Genomic DNA, 24,225 nt, shown 5'->3' with positions numbered 1-24,225 from the left:
GCTTCAAAAAAGGCCGCGACCCCTCTTTCACGGCCTATCTACCTGAGCAATTTTCACCTGCATGATACCGCTTAGCGCAGATGCATGCAAAATGCATATACCCATGTGAGTCTCCCTCATTCAGCTACTCTACGCAAAGCCAAGCGGCTGGGTCGCAACGACTTCAGGCAGCGCAAGTGAGCTTCTGCTAACGGGTGCCGCCCATAGTCATCGCAAAAAAAGAGGCACCTTTCGGTGCCCCTTTTTCCACCCTTCACGACAAGCCATCACGCCGCCAACGGTCGTTTGCCCAACACCTCCCCCAGATTGCGATCAACTCGCCCATCCACCAACTGCCACAGCACCTGCATCAATTGCTCGTTCAGCAGACCCACCGCATCCTCAGCGAATGCATCGAGTCGGTAGTCAAAGCGCAGCTGCAATTGGCCTTTCAGCTCCACATACAGCGTTAGCGGGGTATTGGCCTGTTCGACACTGTTCATGGCCTGCAAGCGCAAGCCGCGGCTATCGCCGCTCGCTTGTGCGGCGCTGACCGGATAGTTCTCGAAGACAATCAAGGTATCCGCCAGAGCACCGCCCAGACCCGCCCAACCTTCGATCTCAGCCGGTGCGTTATAGCCATGCTCGCGCACTTGCAGGTTGCGCGCCTGCAAATCCTGCAGCCAGTCGCCCAGCCCTTGTAGACGATCTATTTCGGCCACCAGTGGCACATCGTTGATATACAGGCCCAGCTGCCGCTCGATATCGCGCAAGTGCGGCGGTCGTCCAGACAAGGTCACGCCGCAGGTGACTGTCGATTCACCCGTGTGATGGTGCAGCAGCAACAACCAGGCGGCCTGCATCAGCGTGTTGACGGTGATTTTCTGCCGGCGGGCAAAACTGGCAACCTGCTCGGTCTGCAGTGCGTCAAAGCGGTAGGCCAACTCGCCATGCCCTCCTCCCGCTGCCGCAGTGCGACCGATCGCGCAGCGCTGCAGCAAGGTCGGCGTGTGCAACGAGGCCAGTTGGCCTTGCCAGAAGTGCTGATCGGCAGAACGGTCACGGCTTTGCAGCCAGGCAATGTAATCGCGATAGCCACCACCACTGCGCACCAGCGCCTGCCCGGTGTAGGCAGCCAGGACATCGTTGAACAACTGAAAACCACTCCAGCCATCCAGCAGAATATGGTGATTGGTACACAGCAGCCGATAACGCGCGCCACCGCGGTGAATCAACACCAACCGCAACAGCGGCTCAGCATCCAGTTCAAACCCACGCAGGCGCTCATCATTGGCCAACTGTTCAAGCTGAGCAGTGCTCAGTTCGCAACCATCCACCTGCCGCAACGGCAACCGCACCTGGCGATGCACCACCTGCACCGGAGCAGTCAACGGCGCCGCCCAGGCAAATCGGGTACGCAGGATCGGATGATGATCCATCGCCGCCTGCCAGGCCTGGCGCAGCCGCTCCGGGTCGACGCCATCGAGGTCCATGCACATCTGGTTGACGAAGTCGCCCGCCACCGCGTCGTGCAGCTCATGTTGCAACAGGTACTGTTGCATCGGCGCCAGCGGATAGATGTCTTCGATGGCCGCAGGCGCGACGCCAAGTGCGTCCAGCTGGGGCTGCGCAAGCCCGGCCAAAGGGAAGTCGGATGGGGTGACGCCGGCGTGGCGCTCGTCGCAGCAATGTTCGATCAGCTCGGCCAGCGCCTGCACATAGGCATCCGCCAACGCCTGCATCGGCGCAGGGTCGAACATCGCCTGGCTGAAACTCCAGTCCAGGCGTAGACGGCCGTCATACACCTTGCCACTGATCGACAGCCAATTGCCCAGCGGCGCCTCAGCGCTGGAATCGCTGCCATGGGCTTCGCTGGCCGGGCTGAACAAGGCATCATCCTGGCTGAAGCTGCCGTCGAACTGGCCGAGGTAGTTGAAGGTGATGCGCGGTACCGGCAGCGCAGCCAGTTGCCGACGGGTGTCCGCCGAACCGAGGTAACGCAGCACGCCGTAGCCCAAGCCTTTGTCGGGGATGGCGCGCAGTTGTTCTTTGATGGCTTTTATAGAGCTTGCAGGATCGTGAGCCGGTGTCAGCTTCAGCGGAAACACCGAGGTGAACCAGCCGACTGTGCGGCTGAGGTCGATGTCGTCAAACAGCGCCTCGCGGCCATGGCCTTCGAGCTGGATCAAGGTCGAGCCGGCGCCGGTCCACTGGCCCACCACCTGGGCGAGCGCGGTGAGCAGCAGGTCATTGACCTGCGTCCGATAGGCTGCCGGCGCTGCCTGCAACAGGCGACGGGTCTGTTCGGTGTCGAGCTGGGCGTGCACGCTGGCGGCATCGAGGCCGCTGGCGATCGCGTTGGCTGCAACACCGGGCAGACCGGTAACCGCGCCGCTGAGCTGGCTGCACCAGTAATCCAGTTCGGCCGGCGCGTCGGCGCGCTGCGCATGAGTCTGCAAGCGCTCGGCCCAGCGTTGATAGGCGCTGGATTTTGCCGGTAGTTGCACTGGCTGGTTTTGCAGCGCTTGCTGATAGGCCTGTTGCAGGTCTTCGAACAGCACCCGCCAGGACACGCCGTCGACCACCAGGTGATGCACCACCAGCAACAAGCGCTGGCTGCCATCAGCCAAGGTCGCCAGCACTGCTCGCAACAACGGCCCGGCAGCCAGATCAAAACTGCGCTGGGCAGCTTCGCAGCGTGCTTGCAGTTCAGCGGTATCGGCCACCTCGACCTGCCACAGCAGGCTCTGAGCAACGTCTACGTCACGGTAGTGCGCCTGCCAGCCATCGGCTTGCTCGACAAACGCCAGGCGCAACGCATCGTGGTGTGCGACCAAGGCCTGCAGCGCCTGCTCCAGCGTGGCGGCCTGCAATGGCTCACGGCCTTTGAGCAGTACCGACTGGTTCCAGTGATGCCGGCTCGGGATCGGCTCCTCGAAGAACCACTGCTGCACCGGCAGCAGTACCTGCGCACCGGTTACCGGGCCTTGGTCGATCTGCTCGCCCTCACCCACGTCAGCGACGGCAGCCAGGGCCTGAATGGTTTGCTGCTCGAACAGGTCTTTGGGCGTAAAGCGAATCGACGCCTGCCGCGCACGGCCAACCAGCTGCAGCGAGATGATCGAGTCGCCACCGAGTTCGAAGAAGTTGTCGGTGACGCCAACCTGCTCGACCTTGAGCACCTCCTGCCACAACGCAGCCAGCGTGCTTTCGACGTCATTGCGCGGTGCCACGTAGCTGCGCGCAGCGTGGTCAACCGTCGGCAGCGGCAAGGCCTTGCGGTCGAGCTTGCCATTGGGTGTCAGCGGCAGTTGCTCGAGCAGCAGCCAATGCGCGGGCAGCATGTAATCGGGCAACGCGGCCTTGAGTTCGGCCTTGATCGGCTCGAGCAAGGCTGCATCGGTATGCGCCTGGCGTTGGCCAGCGGCGGCCACCAGATAAGCCACCAGCCTGCGCCCTTGTGCAGTTTCCTGCGCCAGCACCACGGCTTCGCTGATGGCGGCAAAGCCCATCAGGCGCGCTTCGATCTCGCCTAGTTCGATACGGAAGCCACGAATCTTGACCTGGTTGTCGATGCGGCCGAGGTACTCGAATACCCCCGCCTCGTCCTGGCGTACCACATCGCCGGTGCGGTACAACCGTGCACCGGCTTCGCCGCAAGGATCGGGCACGAAGCGCTCGGCACTTTGTCCAGGGCGGTTGAGGTAGCCGCGAGCAAGCCCGGTGCCGCCGATGTACAACTCACCCGCCACACCGACCGGCAACAGGTTGAGGTCGGCGTCGAGCACGTACGCGCTGCGCTCGCCCACGCAACTGCCAATCGGTGCATAGGCCGCGCTGCAGACGTCATTCAAATCAGTGCGCCAGACCATCGGCGTGACCACGGTTTCGGTCGGCCCGTAGCCGTTGATCATCATCTCCGGCTTGAGCACCTGCTGCACCAGCTCGAAGCTGGCCTGCGGCATGGCATCGCCACCAAAGCTGTACAGGCGCATCGGCGGTGGATTGCCGACCCGCTGCACGTGCTCGGCAAGCTGGTGCAGATAGGCCGGCGGGAAGCCGGCCATGGTCGCGCCGTACTCGCGCAGCGCCTCGCAGGTCTGCTCCGGGGTCCACAGGCTGTCGTCGCGCAAGAGGATGCTGCTGCCATGCAGCAAGCCGGTCAGCCAGCGTTCATGAGCGCCGTCGAAGGCGAACGAGAGGAAGTGCAGCTCGCAATCGGCCGGCGTCATGCGATAGGCCTCGCCGGTGCTGCGGCAGTGCATCGCCAGCGGCCCGTGGGCGACAGCGACGCCTTTGGGGCGGCCGGTGGAGCCTGAGGTGTAGATGATGTAGGCCAGGCTTTCGGGCGCAACCTCGACGGCAGGTGCGCTGCTCGCGTGCTGGCTGAGGTCAAGGCTGTTCAGCTCAAGCACCGCCAGCCCCGGCGGGATCGGCAGTTGCGCGCGCTGTGGCGCCTCGGTCAGCAGCAGGCTGATGGCGGAATCTTCCATCAAGTACGCCAGACGCTCGCGTGGATAGCTGAGGTCCAGCGGCACGTAGGCGCCACCGGCCTTGAGCACGGCGAGCAGGGCCACCAGCAAGCCGTCACTGCGCGGCAACGCCACGCCCACCCGCAGCTCCTGGCCGACGCCGCGGGCGAGCAGCTCATGGGCCAGGCGGTTGGCACGCCGGTCGAGCTCGCCATAGCTGAAACGCCGGCCATTGAAGATCAGTGCCTGACGCTCTGGCCAGGCGCCGGCCATGGCGCCGATACCCAGGTGTACCGGCGGTTCGGCGAAGCATGGCCAGTCGTGGCACAGCGCAGCGCGCTCCGCTTCGGTCAGCAGTTCGATGCTGGCCAAGGGGCGCTCGGCGTCGACCATGAAGGCGGCCAACAGCTGCAACAGATGGCCATTGAGACGCTCGATGGCGGCGTGGGTAAACGCTGCGCGGTCGTAGCCGTAGCTGATACTCAGGCGGCGTTCGGCTGCAACTGCCACGGCCAGCGGATAGTTGGTCCGTTCGCGGCTGGCGACGTCGCCAAAGCGCACGCTGCTCTCGGCTTGTTGGCCCAGTGCCTCGGCCACCGGATAGTTGTCGAACACCAGCAGGCTGTCGAACAGTGCCTCGCCGCCGGTGCCGGCCCAGCGCTGGATATCGTTAAGCGGCGTGTGCTCGAACTCACGCAGGGCGAGGTTTTCGGCCTGGACGCTGTGCAGCCAGTCGCCGACGCGCTGGCCTGCCTGTGGGGTGGCAATGACCGGCAAGGTGTTGATGAACAGCCCGACCTGTTGCTCGATCCCCGGCAGCTCTGCCGGCCGCCCGGCCACCGTGGCGCCAAAGGCCACGCTGGCTTGGCCGGTATAGCGCTGCAACAGCAGCAGCCAGGCCGCTTGCACCAGGGTGTTGACGGTGACTTTCTGTTGCCGGGCAAACGCCTGCAGGTGCTGGCTGTTGGCTTCGTCCCAGTCATGGTGAAACTCGCCATGGCCACTCGCACCCGTGCCCCGGGCGAGGCTACCGGCCAACCGGGTAGGCTCGTCCAGGGCCGTCAGGCGCTGGCGCCAGAAGCTTTCGCAGGCGGCGCCGTCCTGGCGCTGCAGCCAGCCGATGTAGTCGCGATAACGACCAGGCTGACGAGCCGGCTGCAGGCCGTGATAGCGCTGCATCACTTCGCTCATCAGCTGCGAACTGCTCCAGCCGTCCATCAGGATGTGATGGTTGGTGTAGATCAGGTGCTGCTTGTCGCCGCCCAGCTCCAGCAGGAGCAGACGCAGCAATGGCGCCTGATCAAAGCGCGAACAGGCCTGCCGCTCGGCAGCGGCCAATGCCTCCAGATCCACGCCTTGGCCATCGAGCACCTGCAACGGCAGCTCGACCTGACGATGGACAATCTGCACCGGCTCACTCAGCTCGCCCTGCCAGTGGAAGGACGTGCGCAGGATGTCGTGGGCTGTAATTGCATCCGCCCACGCCTTGCCGAAACGCTCGGCGTCGAGGCCTTGCACCGGCACTTGCAGCTGATTGACGTAGTCGTCCGAGGCTTGCTGGTAGAGGGTGTGAAAGAGCATGCCCTGCTGCATCGGCGCCAGTGGATAGAGGTCGGCGATGGCCCGCGGTGCTACCGGCAAGGCGTCCAGTTGGGTTTGCTCGAGCGCAGCCAGCGGGAAGTCGGACGGCGTTACTCCGCCGCTTGCCAGCTGGCAGCAGTGCTCGATCAGCGCCAGCAGGGTCGCCTGATAGTCGTCGGCCAGCCGCTGCACCGTGGCATCGTCGAACACCTCGCTGCTGAAGCTCCAGCTCAGCGCCAACTCGCCGCCGTAGACCTGGCTGTTGAGGGTCAGCCAATTGCCCAGCGGGGCACGGCTGTCGCGCTCGTCCCCGGCGTTTTCCGCTGCCGGCGCAAACAGCGAATGCTCGTCGAAGCTCTGGTCGAACTGGCCCAGGTAGTTGAAGGTGATCGCCGGTTTCGGCACTGCCGCCAACGCGGCGCGGCAGGCATCGTCACCGAGATGACGCAGCACACCGAAGCCCAGACCATTGCCCGGCACCTGGCGCAGTTGCTCCTTGATTGCCTTGATCGAACTGGCGATATCGTCGGCTGGGGCCAGACGCACGGGGTACAGGCTGGTGAACCAGCCAACCGTGCGTGACAGGTCGATTTCAGGGAACAGCTCTTCGCGGCCGTGCCCTTCCAACTGCACCAGCACCTCAGGGCGACCGGTCCAGCGGCATACCACTTCGGCCAGGGCCAGCAACAGCAGGTCGTTGATCTGCGTGCGGTAGGCTCTTGCAGCGTCATGCAGCAGGCGGGTGGTGGCCTCGCGTGGCAGGCGGGTGTTGATAGCGCGGCCATGGCAGGCCAGGTTGGCGCCGTGTGGGCGGTCCAGTGGCAGGCTGGCATCAGCGTCACGCAAGCGTTGCCAGTAGGCCAGTTCAGCCTCGGTCAGCGGGCCGCGGGCATGCTCGCGCAGGCGCAGGGCCCAGCTCTGGAACGCGCTGGTCTTGGCCGGCAGACGCGCCAGCGTGCCCTGTTGCAGATCCCGGTACAGCTGCTGCAAGTCTTCCAGCAACACCCGCCAGGACACGCCATCGACCACCAGGTGGTGGATCACCAGCAATAGCCGCTGGCTGCCATCGGCAAGGTCCATCAGCACCGCGCGCAGCACCGGGCCGTTGCTCAGATCCAGACTGGCTTGTGCACGCTGGCCCAGATCGCGCACAGCGGCTTCGTCGGCCACGGCTTCGTGCCACAGGCAAGCCTCGATGCTGTCGACGTGGCTGGCCTGCCATTGCCCGGCAACCTGCTGATAGCGCAGGCGCAAAGCGTCATGGTGCTGTTGCAGGGTGCTCAGTGCCTGGGCCAGCAGTGCCACTTGCAGCGGGCTGCGTGGCGTCAACAGCACGGACTGGTTCCAGTGCTGCAACTGCGGGATGTCGCTGGCGAAAAACACCTGCTGGATCGGCGTCAGCGGCATCTCGCCGCGCACTGGGCCCTGGTCGATTTGCAGCACTTGGATACAGCTGGCAACGGCTGCCAGCTCAAGGATGGTCTGGCAGCGGAAGACGTCTTTGGAGGCGATATGAATGCCCGCCTGACGCGCCCTGCCGACCATCTGGATGGCGATGATCGAGTCACCGCCAAGTTCGAAGAAGTTGTCGCTGATGCCCACCCGCTCGACACCAAGCAGCGCTTGCCAGATTTCTACCAGTTGACCTTGGACGTCGTTGGCGGCGGCGCGATAGTCGGCCTGGCTGCTGACGTCGGGTTGCGGCAGTGCCTTGTGATCCAGCTTGCCGTTGGCGGTCAGCGGCAGCGTCGGCAACAGCAGCAGATGGCTCGGCACCTGATGCGCTGCCAACTGCTCGCCCAGCCACTGACGGATCCCGGGCAGATCGGCCTCGGCGGCGACCAGATAAGCCACCAGCTGTTTGCCGGTCGGGCCGTCCTGAGCAACCACGGCGCATTCACGCACCTGTGGGTGGCTCTGCAGGCAGGCCTGCACCTCGCCAGGTTCGACCCGGTAGCCGCGAATCTTGACCTGATGATCGACCCGGCCAATAAACTCCAGCAGGCCATCGGCGCGGTAGCACGCCTGGTCACCGGTGCGGTACAGCCGCGCGCCATCGGCGCTGAACGGGTTGGGCACGAAGCGCTCGGCGGTCATGCCCGGGCGCACGTGATAGCCGCGGGCGACGCCGGCACCGCCCAGGTACAGCTCACCGGCACAGTTCACCGGCAACGCGCCAGCATCACTGTCGAGCACATAGGCGCGCAGATTGGCCAGCGGCCGCCCCAGCGGCAGGCGTGTAGCGTGCGCCCAGTCGCCATCGAGGCTTTGGGTGATGGCGCCGACCGTGGTCTCGGTCGGGCCGTAATGATTGACCACGCGGCAGGCCGGGGCCAGCTGCTGGATGCGCTGCAACAGGCTTGGCGGGCAGGCTTCGCCGCCCAGCACCAGGCACTGCCGGGGGATGACTGCGGCGTTATCTTCGCCAAGCAGCGCCGCCAGGTGCGACGGCACGATCTTCAGCACATCGATCTGTTCGTTGTGCAGATAAGCACCCAGGGCGCTGCCATCGACCGCCATGTCGTTGTCGATCAGGTGCAAGGCCTGGCCGTGGCACAGCGCGCCAAACAGCACGGTATGACCAAGGTCAGCGGCCATGGTCGAGACCAGCGCCATGCTCCGCGCCTGAGTGATCGGCAGGCGTTCGCCGATGGCTGCAACGTAGTTGGCCAGCGCGCCGTGGCTGACGGTGACGCCCTTGGCGCGACCGGTGGAGCCGGAAGTAAAGATGACATAGGCCAATTGCTGCGGGTCGCTGATCGGCGCCAGCGCCCAGCCTGCGCCGGACAACGCCTGGGTCGGGTCGGGCAGCAGTTGCTGGTGGACGCCGGTCAGCTCGGCAAAGCGCTCAGCCAGCGGCGCCTGCACCAGCAGGTGCTCGAGGGCGCTGTCGGCGATCATCTGGTTGAGACGTTGCTGCGGGTACTCGGGCGCCAGCGGCACATAGGCGCCGCCGGCCTTAAGCACCGCCAGCAGGCCGACGACCATCTCCAGCGAACGCTCGGCAGCGATACCGACCAGTACATCGGCGCCCACGCCCTGCTCGCGCAAGCGCCCGGCCAAGGCTTCGGCCTGGCCGTCGAGCTGGGCATAGCTGAGGCGCCGTGCGCCTTGCACCACAGCAATGGCCTCAGGTGTGGTTTGCGCATGGGCACTGATCCGCGCTGGTACATCGAGGGCGCGCTGCTGCAACGGGCCGCCTTCGGCCCATTGCGCTAATTGCTGTTGTTCTGCAGGGCTGTACAGCGCTAGGTCGCCAATCGCCTGCTGCGGATCGCGCAGTGCATCAGCGAGCAGATTGCGCCAGTGCTCGGCTAGGCGGGCAATGGTGCTGGCGTCGAACAGATCAGTGGCGTACACCAAGGCTGCATACAAGCGGCCATCGGCTTCGCGGGTGCTCAGGGTCAGGTCGAAGCGCACCGCTTCATGCCCGCTGCCCTGCACCTCGACGGTCAGGCCCGGCAATTCCAGGCGGCCGGCGTCGGCTGCGTCGACCAGATGGTTGTAGAGCACTTGAAACAGCGGGCTACTGTCCAGATTGCGCTCGGGTTGCAGGGCATCGACCAGTTGTTCGAACGGCGTGTCCTGATGCGCCTGGGCCTCGAGGACCCGGCTCTTGACCTGGGCCAACAGCGCGGCAAAAGTCTGCTGGGGCGTGATATCAGCCTGTAGCACCTGCGTGTTGACGAAAAAGCCGATCAACCCCTCGACTTCAGCGCGAGTACGGTTGGCCACGGGCGTGCCGACGCGGACTTGAGCGGCGCCACTGTAACGGTGCAGTACGGCCTGGAAGCTGGCCAGCAGCAGCATGAACAGCGTGCTGCCGGTCGCCGCCGACATAGCGCGCAGGCGCGCGCCAAGGGCTGCATCGAATTCGATTTCATGGCGCGCACCGCGGTTGCTGCGGCTGGCCGTGCGTGGCCGGTCCAGTGGCAAAGCCAGCTGCACGTGCTCGCTACCGAGTCGCTCGCGCCAGTAGGCCAGCTGCCGCTCGCCCTCACCGGCCTCCAGCCACAGCCGCTGCCAGTGGGCGTAGTCGGCGTAGTGTACGGCCAGAGGCGGCAGCGCAGCGCGCTGGCCCTGCAAGGCCTGGCGATAACCTTCGCTGACTTCATCAACCAGGATCGGCAACGACCAGGCATCGCAGACAATATGGTGGCTGCAGAACAACAGCACATGCTGCTCGGCAGCGAGCTTGATCAGCGTTGCCCGCAGCAGCAAGTCACGCTCCAGATCAAAGGGCTGCTCGGCCAGCGCCGTCATCTGTTCGGCCAATAGCGCTTCGGCGCCCTCACCCGCGGCACTCAGGTCGAGCCGGGTCAGGGCAAACCGACGCTGCGGGTGGATCACCTGCAACACCTGCTGCTCGTGCCAGCGGAAGCTGGTGCGCAGCACTTCGTGCCGCTCGATCAACTGCCCGATCGCCTGCTCCAGCGCGGCGCTGTTCAGCTGTCCACGCAAGCGCAGCTGCGCGGGTTGATTATAGGCGCTGGACTGCGGGTCCAGTTGCCATACCAACCACAGCCGCTGTTGCGCATACGAGGCCGGCAACTCGCTGATGCCCGCCTCGCGCGGCGGAATCGGCAGAATATCCAGCGACAGCCCCTGGGCGATCATCTTCGCCTGCAGGGCGCTGCGTTCCGCTGGGCTGAAGCCGGCAAAGCGTTTGGCCAGGGCCAACATCCGATCGGGTAGCTGACTCATTGCTGCTCAGCCTCGGCGAACAGGGCTTCGAGGGCATCGAGCTTGTCTTCGTTGACTTCGTTATCGCGGTGCAGCTCGACCTGCTGGGCCAGCAACTCGACGGTTTCACCTTCGAAAAATGCGCGCAGCGGCAGGTTGATATTGAGCTCGCTGTGTACCCGCGAGCGAATCCGCGTGGCCAGCAACGAATGCCCGCCGAGGGCGAAGAAGTTGTCGTGGATACCGACTTGCGGCAGCTCCAGCGCCTCCTGCCAGATGCGCGCCAGCGTCTGTTCCAGCTCATTGCGCGGTGCGACGTAGGCCTGACCGCGTTGCTCGCGGGCACTCAGCGCGTTGCGGTCTAGCTTGCCGTTGGGGGTCAACGGCATGCGCTCGAGCGCGTTGATGAAGGCGGGCACCATATGCTCGGGCAATTGCTCGCGCAGCAGCTCCAGCAGCGCCGCTTCACTGGCCTCGGCGGGCGCGTCGGCGTGCAATACCACATAGGCGGCCAACTGCTTGCCGGCTGCGGTATCACGGGCAACCACCGCCGCTTCGCGGACACGGCTGTCAGCGCCGAGACGCGCTTCGATCTCGCCCAGCTCAATACGGAAGCCGCGAATCTTCAGCTGGAAATCGAGGCGTCCAACGTAGTCGAGCACGCCGTCCGGGCGGCAGGCTACGCGGTCGCCGGTGCGGTACAGGCGCGCCCCGGGTACTGCCCCGTGCGGGTCCGGCAAGAAGCGGCTGGCGGTCAGGCTCGGCCTTGCCAGGTAGCCGCGGGCCAGGCCGGCGCCGGCGATATACAGCTCACCCGGGCGACCGAAGCCGACCAGTTCGCCCTCCTCGTCGAGCACCTGCAAGCGGGTGCCGGCAATCGCCGTGCCGATCGCCACGCGCTCGGCCAGCACGGGCTCGGCAACTGCCTGGGCAGTGCACCAGACGGCGCTCTCGGACGGCCCGTACTCGTTAACCAAGAGTGTCTGCGGCAAGCGTTGCTGGTGGCGTTCGCTGAGCTCGACCGGGCAGGCCTCGCCGGCCACGATCACGCAGGCCAGGCCGGCGTCAGTTGGCAGTGCTTCGAGGATCTGCGCATAGAACGATGGCAGCGCGAGGAAGTGCGAAATTTGCTGGTCGGCAACCTGCTGGGCGATCTGCAACGGGTCTTTGTGTGCCTGCTCGGCCGGCAGGCACAAGCTGCCGCCTTGAGCGAGGGTCCAGAAAATGCCGGCCACAGAGCTGTCGAACGAGAACGACGACAGCATCAGGAAGCGTTGGATCGGTTCGCGGTAGAACTGCAAGCGCGCCTGGGTCGAGGCACAGGCGTTGGCATGGCTGATCATCACGCCTTTGGGCAGGCCGGTAGAGCCGGAGGTGTAGATCACATAGGCCAGATCGTCGCTGTGATTGCTGGCCGGCAGCGGGCTGGCGTCGCCCTCCTCCAGCGTCTGCGCGGTCACTTCCAGCTGCACGGTTGCAGCGGGCAGCGTCAGTGCTTCAGGCAGCGCCTGCAAGCGCACCAGGCAGCGGACGCCAGCGTCTTCAAGCATGAAGCTCAGCCGTTCGTGCGGATAGGACGGATCCAGCGGCAGATACGCGCCGCCAGCTTTGAGAATGGCCAGCAGGGTCACCACGATTTCCACTGAGCGGCCGCCGTAGACGCCCACCAGGGCATCACGGCCGACACCTTCGGCTTGCAGGCGCCGCGCCAGGCGGTTGGCCTGGCGGTCGAGTTCGGCGTAGCTCAGCTGGCGGCCTTCGACCTGCAAGGCGATGTGCTGCGGATGCAGCGCGGCGCGGCGTTCAAACAGTTGGTGCAGCAGTTGCGCCTGCGGGCCCTGCAGGCTGGCACTGTGGTCCAGCGACGCCAGCACCTGCCGCGACTGGCCGGCATCGAGCGTGGCGATGTCGCTGACGGGGTGCTCAGGCGCGGCCGCAGCCCCGGCGATGAACACAGCAAACTGGGCCAGCCAGGCATCCAGCAAGCCCGGTGCGAGCAGGCCGACCGGGGCCAGTAGTTGCAGAATCAGTTGCTGACCGCAGCGGCGCGCCTGCAGGTGGAGTTTTTCGGCTTGAGCGGGATCTTGCACCAGCACCAGATCGTGCTCAGTCACCAGCTCGATGTCAGCGCCAAGCAGCAACGGGCCGGGATGGTCCAGATTGCTCTCGAACAGTTCCACTTCATTGAAGCATTCAAGCCAGGAGCGGCTCTGCGCCAACTGCTGGGCAAAGCCCTGCAGGTGCTCGCGCACAGACTGCTGCGCCGGCACCTCTGCGGCAACCGGTAGACGCCGAGCGAAGTGGCCCAAGGTGGCGAGCAATTGTTCGTTGCGACCATCCACCAGCAGGCTCAGCAAAACTCGTTGCTCGCCCAGCAGGCCGCCCAGAAAACCTGCCCATAGCCCGCCAAGCGCTGCCTGCGCCGGCAGCCCAAGCTGCGCCGCCAGGCCTGCCACGGTCGCCAATGGCAACTCCAGAAGGCTCGACTCCCGCTCGCCGCCCAGGCCAACCCGACGCTCGAATGGCAGCTGCGGGGCATGAGTAAATTGCGCCAGCAGACCGCGCCAATGGGCCAGGCCCTCTTGGCCCAGTTGCTGCTCGGCAAGCTCCTCCTGCCAAGCGGCGTAGTCGGCATATTGCAAGGCATCGAATTCAGGCAATGTCTGGCCCTGGCCAAGCGCCGCCAGTTCATCAGCCAACAGGCGCAGGCTGGTCCGGTCAAGGCTGGCCAGCGGCGCGGCGAGCAGCACTTGCTCAGCCCAACGCACTGCCACCAGCGGCGTCTCTGCCAACGCTGCGCGAGCCAGCTCGCGGGCTTGCTCAAGGTCAGCCGCGTGCATCAGGCGTACCTCGGCCTGCGCGCTGATCGCCTGGGCGGGCAACTGCAGGCCAGGCACCTGGGTGTAGCGAGTGCGCAGAATTTCGTGGCGCTCGGCCAGTTGCAGCAGCGCGGCGTGCCACTGCGCGTCGTCACCGACAACGCTGGCAGGCAGCTGCAGGGTGGCCAGCAGCGGGCGCCCGGCATTGCGTTCGGCGCGCAGCAGTGCGGCTTGCTGGGCGGAGGTCTGGAAGATTTCTGCTGGAGTGCTGTACGTCATGCTGATGTCCTTAACCAATGGCCACGTCGGTGCTTTTCAGCGGGATTGCCATTGCGGTGAGAATTTTGCGCGGGCCGCTGTAACCGTTGCGGGCATGGATGGTGAAGATGTTGTCCAGCACCACCACGTCGCCCTGCTGCCACGGGAACTCGACCATCACCTCGCGGTACAGCTGCTGCAGGTGGCGGATGTAGTCTTCGGGGATCGGCGAGCCGTCACCGAAGTAGGTGTTTTGCGGCAGGTCCTGCGGTTCGAATTCGGCCAGCAGGCTGTCGCGAATGCTCTCGGGCAGGGTCAGCGCGTTGAAGAAGGTGGCGTGGTTGAACCACACCGTTTCGCCCGTACGCGGGTGGCGCACCACCGCGGGGCCTTGTTGGCGGGTGCGCAAGCGATTGCCGGGCTTCCACTCAGGTGCGATACCAATCCTGGCGCAGTAAGCCTCGACTTCGGCGCGGTCTTCGGTCTGGAACACTGTTTGCCAGGGCAGGCCCATGCCGTCGCCGTAATTGCGCACGTAGAGCACGCGCTTGCGGATGAATTCATCGCGCACCTGCGGGTCGATGCGTTCGAGCAGCAGCCGGGTATCACCGAACGGCGTCTCGCCGCCTGTGGCCGAAGGCTGGTCGCAATAGAAGTACAGGTGCAGCGGAAACACCGGCGAATAGGAGTGCTCGTTGTGCGGGAAAATCTTCTCTGCCGACGGGTAGTCGGTGGAGCTGTAGACGTTGAGCTTCTTGGTGATCTGGGTGCGCGGCGAGGCGCGGAACAGGTACTCCAGCGCGCCGCCGGAAATCGCATCGACGCACTGGTTGAAGGCGTGGATATCCGGCACGTTGAAGCCACGAAACAGCAGGGTCGCATGCTGGTCGAGCTTGCTTTCGATCAGGGCGCGGTTCTGCCCGGCCCACTCGATCAGGTTGACCCCGGGCATGCTTGGCGTGCACACCAGCGGCAGCGGGCGGTCGGCGAACATCGGGCTGAAGGTGACCAGGCTGGACTGGTCCAGGCTGAGGCTCTTGCGCCGCCCCTTGCCCAGCGCCGGTATCACTTGCGACTCGAAATTCGACATTGCACCTCTCCCATTCGTGTATCAGGTGGCGCCCCCTGGCGCGCACCTGCCTGACTGTCCTTGCCGCCGTTACTCGACCGCCACCCGGCCTGGGCGACGGCGCTGGATCGGCTGTTGCTGCAATTGCGCCTGGCGCTCGGCCAGGGCCTGTTGCTCGGCCGCCTGTTGCACCTGTGCTGCACCTTCAAGCAACTGCGCCAAGGCCGCCTGTGGGTCGCCAAGCATGTGCTCGAACACCCCTTGCAACTGGCCAAACAGGCAGGCCATGTCGGCACTGGCGTAGAGCCCGGCATCGCACTTGAGCCCCAGGTATATGCCGGCGGGCGCGTTGACGAACTCGGCGATCAGGTCCAGCTCGGCGGCGGCTTTACCGGCCGGCAATGGCTGGATCTCGAGGCCGTCGATCGACAGCGGCACATCGCTGCTGTCCTGATAGATGAACTTGATCGCAAACAGCGGTGAACGCCCTGCCCTGCGCGGAACTCGCAGGGCTTCCACCAAGCGCTCGAACGGCAGGTCCTGGTGGTCGGCAGCGCCGATCACGGTGCTGCGCGCCGCCTCCAGCAACTGGCTGACGCTGGCCTGTGGTTCGACCGTCAATTGCAGTACCAACTGGTTAACGAAGAACCCCACCAGATCTTCAACCCCGGCGTGGTTGCGGTTGGCCACATCGGTACCCAGGCGCACCCGGCTGCTGGCGCTGCGCTGGGCCACTACCACGCTGAAGCCGGCCAGCAGGAGCATGTACAAGGTCACCCCCCGCGCCGTGGCGAATTCGCGCAGGGCCTCGCTCAGGGCCGGGCTGAAGTGGAACTCGTGCACCTCGCAATAGGCGGCATTGGCCGAAGCTGCCTGGCGTGCAGGCGATGCCGGCAGGCTGGTCAAGCGGTGGTCATCGCCCAACTGGGCGCGCCAGTAGGCCAGCTGCCGCTCGAGTTCACCGGCCGCCAGCCACTCGCGCTGCCAGACGGCGAAGTCGACGTATTGCAGGCGTGGCTCCGGCAACGCCGATGGGCTGCCGCTGCGGGCCGCTTGGTACAGGCTGACGAACTCCGCCGGCAGCAGACCAAACGACCAGTGGTCGGCGACGATATGGTGCAGGGTTATCAGCAGCACATGGCGCTGCTCGCTCAGACGCAGCAGGCGCACGCGCATCGGCGAGCCGTCGACCAGGTCGAACGGCTGGCGGGCTTCGCTCTGCAGGTGCTGCTCGAGCGCAGCCTGCCCTTCGGCTGAGCCACGCAGATCAGTGAAGGCAAATTCCGGCGCCAGCTGCTGATGCACTTGCTGCCAATGCTCGCCATCGGCTTCGAAATAGGTGGTGCGCAGCACTGCATGGCGCTGTACGAGCATGTCGAAGGCCTGGCGCACCGCGCGCGGGTCCAGCGTGCCGGTCAGCTCGAGCGCGCGGGCAATGTTGTACATCGAGCTGTGCGGCTCGAGTTGCCAGAGGAACCACAGCCGCTGCTGGGCAAACGACTGCAGCTGCGGCTGGCGCTCATCGACCCGGCGCAGCACCGGCATGCTCGCAGCGCGCTCGCTGTGTTCGATGCTGGCGACAAAGTCTTGCAGGGTGGCCGCCTCGAACAGGCTGCGCAGGGCCAGCTGTACGCCCAGCTCCTGACGCACCCGGCTGATCACCTGCGTGGCCAGCAGCGAGTGGCCGCCGAGGGCAAAGAAGTTATCGCCGAGGCCGACCTGCGCCACGTCCAGCACCGACTGCCAGATGGCGGCAACACGGCGCTGCAGATCGGTCTGCGGCAGCGCCTGACTGTGGCTGACGGCCTGCGGCGCGGGCAGCGCCTTGCGGTCGAGCTTGCCGTTGGGGTTGAGCGGCAGGCGCGCCAGCAGGATCAGCTGGTTGGGCTGCATGTAGTCCGGCAAATCGGCTTTCAACGCGGCTTGAATAACACCGCGCAGGTCATCCTGCGCTGGCACGGCCAGCGCCTCCAGGTCATCGACTGGCACCACATAGGCCACCAGTTGCAGGCCATGGCGGGCTGGCAGCGCTACGACCACTGCCTCGCGCACGGCGGGCTGAGCCGCGAGGCGCGCTTCGATTTCGCCAAGCTCGATGCGAAAACCACGGATCTTCACCTGGTGGTCGATGCGGCCGACGTACTCGATAGCACCTGCCGGGTTGTAGCGCACTAGGTCGCCGCTGCGGTACAGCCGCGCGCCGGGCTCGCTGGCAAACGGGTCGGGCAAGAAGCGCTCGGCGGTGAGCGCCGGGCGGTCGAAATAGCACTGTGCAAGGCTCGCCGCAGCGCCAATCCACAGCTCTCCGGTTGCGCCGGCCGGCAGCAGCTCGGCGCCAGCATCAAGAATGCGCAAACTGCGCCCGGCAATCGCCTGGCCAATGGGGACACCATATACGGCACTGGCGTCGGCCAACTGGCAGTCATGCACGCTGGACACCACCGTCGCCTCGGTCGGGCCGTAGGTATTGACCAGGCGCACCGCGCCCAGCCCGGCAGCATGCCACAGGCGCAAGCCCTCGACCGACATCGCCTCGCCGCCGACGTGCACCTGGCGCAACCGCCCCAGGCTGCGGCCTTCGCTGGCACACAGCTTGGCCAACAGATGCCAGTAGGCAGCGGGCAAGTCGGCCAGGGTCACGCCCTGCTCGACCAGCACCTCGGCCAACTGCTCGACCGACCACGGCTGGTCATCGCGCATGATCAGCGCCGCGCCGACGCTCAAGGGTGGGTAGCACTGCTCGACAAAGCCGTCGAAGCTGAACGTGGCGAACTGCAGGACGCGGTCGCTGGCGGCAAGCCGGGAATAGTCAGCGGCGCTTTCGCAGAACTCGCGCAGGGCCGCATGGGCAATCGCCACGCCCTTGGGTTTGCCGGTGGAGCCTGAGGTGTAGATGACGTAAGCGAGGTCCTCAGGACAAGCGCGGTTCGCCGGCTCCAGCGTTGATGCGTTGGCCAGCTGATCGCCCAGCGCGTCGAGTTGCAGCCGCGTCAAGCCAGCCGGCAGTGCCAGATGAGCAAGCAGCTCACCCTCACTGAGCAACAGGTCGAGACGGCTGTCTTCGACCATGAACAGCAAGCGCTCGTCCGGGTAGCTGGGGTCGAGCGGCACATAGGCGGCGCCACTTTTGAGCACTGCCAGCAGGCTGACGATCAACTGCGGGGTACGCCGCAGTGCCAAGCCGACGCGTTGGCCGGGGCCGACGCCGGATTCGATCAGGCAATGGGCAAGGCGGTTGGCCTGTTGGTTGAGGCTGGCATAGTCAAGGCTTGCTGCCGAGGTCCACACCGCCAATGCTCCAGGCGTGCTGGCGGCCTGAGCAGCGATACGCTGATGCACCAGCGCTTGATCACGCAGCGCCATGCAGCTGTCGCCCTGGCGTTGCAGCAGGTTGTGCTGGCCGGTGTGATCAAGCAGGGTCAGGTTGCCGAGCACGCCTTGCGGGGCGGCGACAAACTGCTCAAGCAGGTGGCGCAATTGGCTGCACAACCCGGCTACTTGCTCGCTGCTGAACCGCGCCAGATCGTAGCTGAAGTCCAGGCGCAGGGTCGCGCCCAGTTCGATGCCGAGGGTCAGCGGATAGCTGGTCTGCTCGTGGTTGCTCAGGTTGCGCATGCGCAACCCGCTGCTGTCAGCCTGGCTCAAGGCCTCGGCCACCGGGAAGTTTTCGAATACCAGCAGGCTGTCGAACAGCGCGTTGCCCTGCTGCCCAGCCCAGGCCTGGATCTCGTACAGCGGCACATGCTCAAACTCGCGCAGCGCCAGGTTGTGCGACTGCAAGGCCTGCAGCCACTGCGCCACACTGTGCTGCGGGTGCGGCTGGCAGACGATCGGCAAGGTATTGATGAACAGCCCAAGCTGCGCGTCGATGCCCGGCAACTCGGCCGGGCGGCCAGCCACGGTGGCGCCGAAGGCTACGCACGCTTGCCCACTGTAACGCTGCAACAACACCGCCCAGGCGCCTTGCAGCAAGGTGTTGAGGGTGACTTTATGGGCGCGGGCGAACGCCTTCAGCGCCTCGGTCTGCACGGGCTCGAGCTCGGCCAGCAGCTGCCCGTAGCCGCTGCCGTGCGCCGGTCGGCGCAGGCTTTCGGCGAGCAGGGTCGGCTGCTCCAGCGCTGCCAGGTCGACTTGCCAGTAGGCCTTGGCAGCTTCAGCAGAGCGCCCCTGCAACCAGGCCAGATAGTCGCGGTAACGCCCTGGTGCAGCGCTCGGCTGTACGCCTGCATAACGGCCGAGCACCTCAGCCAGCAGGCTGGCGTTGCTCCAGCCGTCGAGCAGAATGTGGTGGCTGGTGTAGATCAGGTGCCAGTCGCCGCTACCGGTCGGCACCAGGCTCAGGCGCAGCAATGGCGCGCGAGCCAGATCGAAGCCCAGCGCGCGCTCGGCGGCGGCCAACTGGTCAAGGTCATGTTCACCCGCTTCGAGCAACGTCAGCGGCAGTTGCAGCTGGCGATGGACCAACTGATGCGCGTGCTCAAGGCCCTGCCAATGGATGCTGCTGCGCAGGATCGGGTGATGATCCAGCGCAGCTTGCCAGGCCTGACGGAAGCGCTCGACGTCGAGGCCGGCGATGTCCAGGCGCATCTGGTTGACGTAAGCGCCGTCTGCCGGCTGGTACAGGCTGTGAAAGAGCATGCCTTGCTGCATCGGCGCCAGCGGGTACAGGTCTTCGACCTGATCGGCGCTGGCCGGCAACTGATCGAGCTGCGCCTGGCTGATGCTGGCGAGCGGGAAGTCCGAGGGCGTCACCTGCCCGGCCGGCACTTGCAGGCAGTGGGCAATCAGCGCGTGCAGCTCCTGCAGATAACCGTCGGCCAGTTGCTGGATGCTGGCATCGTCATACATGGCGCTGCTGTAGCCCCACTGCAAGGCCAGCTCCCCGGCATACACCTGGCCCTCAACGGTCAGCCAGTTGGCCAGCGGCGCTTGAGGGTCCTGCGCCTGGCCGCTGCGTTCGCTGGCCGGGGCGAACAGCGCCGCCTGGTCGAATTGGCCATCGAATTGGCCCAGGTAGTTGAAGGTCACCCGCGGCGCTGGCAGCGCGGCCAGTTGGGCGCCGACGGCAGGCTCGGCGAGGTAACGCAGCAGGCCATAACCGAGACCCTTGCCGGGCACCCGGCGCAACTGCTCCTTGACCGCCTTGATCGAACCCGGCCAGTCGGCCGTGGCTTGCAGGCGTACCGGGAACAGGCTGGTGAACCAGCCGACGCTGCGGGTCAGGTCGAGGTCATCGCCAAGGTCTTCGCGGCCATGGCCTTCGAGCTGGATCAGGCAGCCTGGTTGCGCCGTCCAGCGTTGCAGCAGACGCGCCAGAGCGGTCAGCAGCAGGTCGTTGACCTGGGTGCGGTAAGCCGCCGGAGCGACTTGCAAGAGTTGCCGGGTGGCTTCTCGCGACAGGCGCGCTTCGACCTTGCGCTGCAGTTGATTGGTCAGGGCGCCGTGGGGGCGGTCGCACGGTAGTTCGGCGATGTCTTGATGCTGGGCAAGCCAGTACGGCAGCTGATCGAGCACAGCCGGTACGTGCTGCTGCAGGCGCGCGGCCCAGGCTTGATAGCTGCTGGTCTTAGCCGGCAGACTGGCTGGTTGGCCGGCGGCCAATTGCTGATAAGCCAGTTGCAGGTCTTCGAGGAGCACCCGCCAGGACACTCCATCGACCACCAGGTGGTGAATGACCAGCAGCAAGCGTTGCTCGCCATCAGGCAGCTCTACCAACAGCGCACGAAGCAGTGGCCCTGTCTGCAGATCGAGGCTGCACTGCACCCCATCGCAGAGTGCTGCCAGTTGGGCGGTGTCGGTTACCTGCGCGGATTCCAGCACTCGAGCGCTGCTGACCGGCGCATACGCCTGCTGCCAGCCTTGCGTCTGCGCGGTGTAACGCAGGCGCAGGGCATCGTGCTGGGCCAGCAACAGTTGCAAGGCTTGCTCAAGCACTTCGGCTTGCACCGGTTCACGCGGGCTCAATAGCAGCGACTGGTTCCAGTGACTGCGCTGCGGCATGTCCAGCGCGAAGAACGCGTGCTGGATCGGCGTCAGCTGTACGTCGCCGGTTGCCGGCCCCTGCTCTTGCTGGGCCTCGCTGTCGCGCACCGCGACCTGGGCCAGGCTACGCACCGTCTGATGCTGGAACAGGTCACGCGGCTTGAGCCGCACGCCGGCCTGACGCGCGCGACTGACCACCTGAATGGAGACGATGGAGTCGCCGCCAAGCTCGAAGAAATTGTCTTCCAGACCTACCTGGGCTACGCCGAGCACGTCCTGCCAGATCCCGGCCAGCAGCCGTTGCAGTTCGTCCTGCGGGGCCACGTAGGTTTGCTGCGGCGCCGCCTCCGGCAGTGGCAAGGCTTTGCGGTCGAGCTTGCCGTTGCCAGTCACGGGCAGCTGGTCCAATGCCAGCCAGTAGGTCGGCACCATGTACTCGGGCAGGCATTCGAGCAGCGCATTCTTGAGCTGGGCCTGCCAGCCCTCCTGTGGCTCCTGAGCAAGTACCAGATACGCCACCAGGTGTTTGCCTTCCTGCACCAGCACGACCGCCTCATCGACCTGCGGCTGCTGCATCAGGCGCGTCTCGATCTCGCCCAGCTCGATGCGCAGGCCACGCAGTTTGACCTGATGGTCGAAGCGGCCCAGATATTCGATCACCCCGTCGCGGCGCTGGCGGACCCGGTCACCGGTGCGATACAGCCGCTCCCCGGCAACGAACGGACAGGCGACGAAGCGCTCGGCGGTCAGCCCGGGGCGGCGATGATAGCTGCGCGCCAGGCCGATCCCGCCCAGGTACAGCTCGCCGGCAACACCTGCCGGCACCGGTTGCAGTTGGGCATCCAGCACCAGAGTGCGCAGGTTGGCAATCGGCTGACCAATCGGCACGGCCAACGCGCCTTCGTCGATGCAGGTCCAGTGCGTGACATCGATGGCCGCTTCAGTCGGCCCGTAGAGGTTGTACAGCGCAGCCTGCGGCAAGCGGGCAAAAACCTGCTGCTGCGCTTCCAGCGGCAGTGCCTCGCCGCTGCAGACAATGCGCTGCAGGCTCTGGCAGGCCTCAACGCCATGTTCATGGATAAATGCCTGCAGCATCGAAGGCACGAAATGCAGGGTGGTCACGCCGTTGTCGACGATGGTTTCGATCAGCCGCTCGGGGTCGCGATGCGCACCGGGTGCAGCGACCACCAGGCAAGCGCCGGTCAGCAGCGGCCAGAAGAACTCCCACACCGACACGTCGAAACTGAACGGGGTTTTCTGCAGGACCACATCGCTGCTGGTCAGTGCATAGGCCTGCTGCATCCAGCACAGCCGGTTGACCAGCGCCGCATGGCTGTTGCCCGCGCCTTTGGGTTTGCCGGTGGAGCCTGAGGTGTAGATCACGTAGGCCAGGTGCTGGGGCAAGGTCTGCGACAGCGGTGCTTGCTCGGAGTAGCCATCGAGCCAGCCTTGCGGCTGATCCAGATCGATCGTCTGCAGGCCGGCCTGCCCTTCAAGCAAAGGCCGCAACGCACGCTGAGTCAGCAACAGGCGCACGGCACTGTCGTCGATCATGTAATGCAGGCGTTCCTGCGGGTATTCCGGGTCAAGCGGCACGTAGGCACCGCCGGCCTTGTGGATGGCCAGCAGGGCCACGACCATTTCCAGCGAACGCTCCAGGCATACGCCGACCAGCACATCCGGGCCAACTCCGCGCTCACGCAGCAGGTTGGCCAGCTGGTTGGCGCGGCGTTCGAGGGCCGCGTAGCTCAGGGTCTGTTCAGCGAAACGCACGGCCGGCGCATCGGGCGTGCGCTGCACCTGCTCGCCGATCAGGCTGTGCAGGCACTGATCCAGCGGATAGGCCTGGGCGGTCTGGTTCCAGCCGCTGATCAGGGTGTCGTGTTCTTCATCTGCCAGCAGCGCCAGCTCGCCAACGCGCTGATTTGGGTCGGCCACCAGCGCTGCCAACAGGCCGGTGAAGTGTTTGGCCATGCGTGCAATAGTGGCGGCGTCGAACAGTTCATCCGCATACGTAAGGGCGCCGCGCAGTTGCCCGCCCTGCTCATAGGTATCCAGAGTCAGGTCGAACTGAGTGGTGCGGCTCTGCCACTGCACCGCACTCAGGCTCAGGCCCGAGGCCGTTTGCAGGCTGGCCATGTCGGCTACGTGCGGCTGGTGGTTGTACATCACCTGAAACAGCGGCGTGTGGCTCAGGCTGCGCTCCAGCTGCAGCGCTTCGACCAACTGTTCGAAAGGCAGATCCTGATGCGCCTGGGCCCCGAGCACGCGCTCCTTGACCGCTTGCAGCAAGCTGGCGAATGGCTGCAGGGCGTCGACTTGAGTGCGCAGCACCAGGGTATTGACGAAGAAGCCGATCAGGCCTTCGATCTCGCTGCGGTTGCGGTTGGCGATCGGTACGCCGACACGCAGGTCGGTTTGCCCGGTGTAGCGCAGCAGCAGCACGTTGAAGGCGCCGAGCAGCAGCATGAACAAGGTCACGTTGTGCTGGCGGGCCAGTTCGAGCAGGCCGTCAGCCAACGCTGTGTCGATGGCGAATTCCAGGCGCCGGCCGCGCTGGCTTGGCAGCGCCGGGCGTGGATGATCGGTGGGCAGTTCAAGCGGATCGTGCTCGTTGCCGAGCGCATCCTGCCAGTAGCTTAGCTGACGCGCCTGCTCACCCGCCTCGAGCCAGCGTCGTTGCCACAGGGCATAGTCGGCGTACTGTACCGGCAACGGCGCCAGCGCAGGATTCTTGCCCAGCGCGAAAGCGTCGTAGCAACGAGTGAATTCTTCGATCAACACGTTCATCGACCAGCCATCGGAGACGATGTGGTGCAGGGTCAGCAGCAACACGTGCTCGTCGCTGGCCAGACGCAGCAGGCTGACCCGCAGCAGTGGGCCTTGCTCAAGGTCGAAGGGCTGCACCGCCTGGGATTCGGCTGCCTCTCGTACCGCCTGCTCGCGCGCATCAATAGCCAGCGCCGAAAAGTCCTGATGAACGATGTGCAGCGGCTGCTCGGCGGGCACCTGCTGCACGCTGTCGTCATCACGGCGCCGGAATACAGTGCGCAGGGTCTGATGCCGCTCGATCAGGCTGGCGAAGGCGCGCTCCAGCGCGTTGATGTCCAGCGCCCCTTTGAGCCGCACTGCACCGGGCAGGTTATAGGCGCCGCTGTGCGGGTCCAGTTGCCACAACACCCACATGCGCCGCTGGGCATAGGACAACGCCTGGCGATCCTCGGCGGGCACGTCGGCCGGGATCGGAAACTGGGCAAAATCCACCCCTTCGCGGGCCAATGCAGCGAGAAACAGCTGACGTTTCTCCACCGGCAGGCCAATAAAGCGACGAGCGAGTTTCAGGGCGTCTTCAGCATTCATTGTGTGGGCATCCGAATCTATA

At 65.4% G+C, this 24,225-nt stretch carries 4 protein-coding genes; all 4 read right to left on the bottom strand.

The window, feature by feature from the left end:
• Positions 1-266: 266 nt before the first annotated feature.
• The 4 genes from AC58X1_RS00575 to AC58X1_RS00560 all read right to left on the bottom strand — a co-directional run bounded on the left by AC58X1_RS00575 (position 267) and on the right by AC58X1_RS00560 (position 24,203).
• A complete protein-coding gene (locus AC58X1_RS00575) occupies positions 267-10,736 on the bottom strand; it encodes an amino acid adenylation domain-containing protein (RefSeq protein ID WP_497428088.1) in 10,470 nt (3,489 codons plus the stop codon).
• A complete protein-coding gene (locus tag AC58X1_RS00570) occupies positions 10,733-13,813 on the bottom strand; it encodes a non-ribosomal peptide synthetase (RefSeq protein WP_497428087.1) in 3,081 nt (1,026 codons plus the stop codon). Before AC58X1_RS00570 ends, AC58X1_RS00575 begins: the two co-directional genes overlap by 4 nt.
• A 10-nt stretch (positions 13,814-13,823) precedes the next feature.
• Positions 13,824-14,882 carry a TauD/TfdA family dioxygenase gene (locus AC58X1_RS00565; RefSeq protein ID WP_401180966.1) on the bottom strand — a complete coding sequence of 353 codons (1,059 nt, stop codon included), beginning with the start codon at positions 14,880-14,882 and terminating at the stop codon, positions 13,824-13,826.
• 69 nt (positions 14,883-14,951) lie between these two features.
• A complete protein-coding gene (locus AC58X1_RS00560) occupies positions 14,952-24,203 on the bottom strand; it encodes an amino acid adenylation domain-containing protein (RefSeq protein ID WP_497428086.1) in 9,252 nt (3,083 codons plus the stop codon).
• Positions 24,204-24,225: the final 22 nt, after the last annotated feature.

This window comes from Pseudomonas sp. PGPR N4, assembly GCF_059693665.1.
The sequence above is the reverse complement of the archived record's forward strand: the minus strand, read 5'-3'. Positions and strand labels throughout refer to the sequence as shown.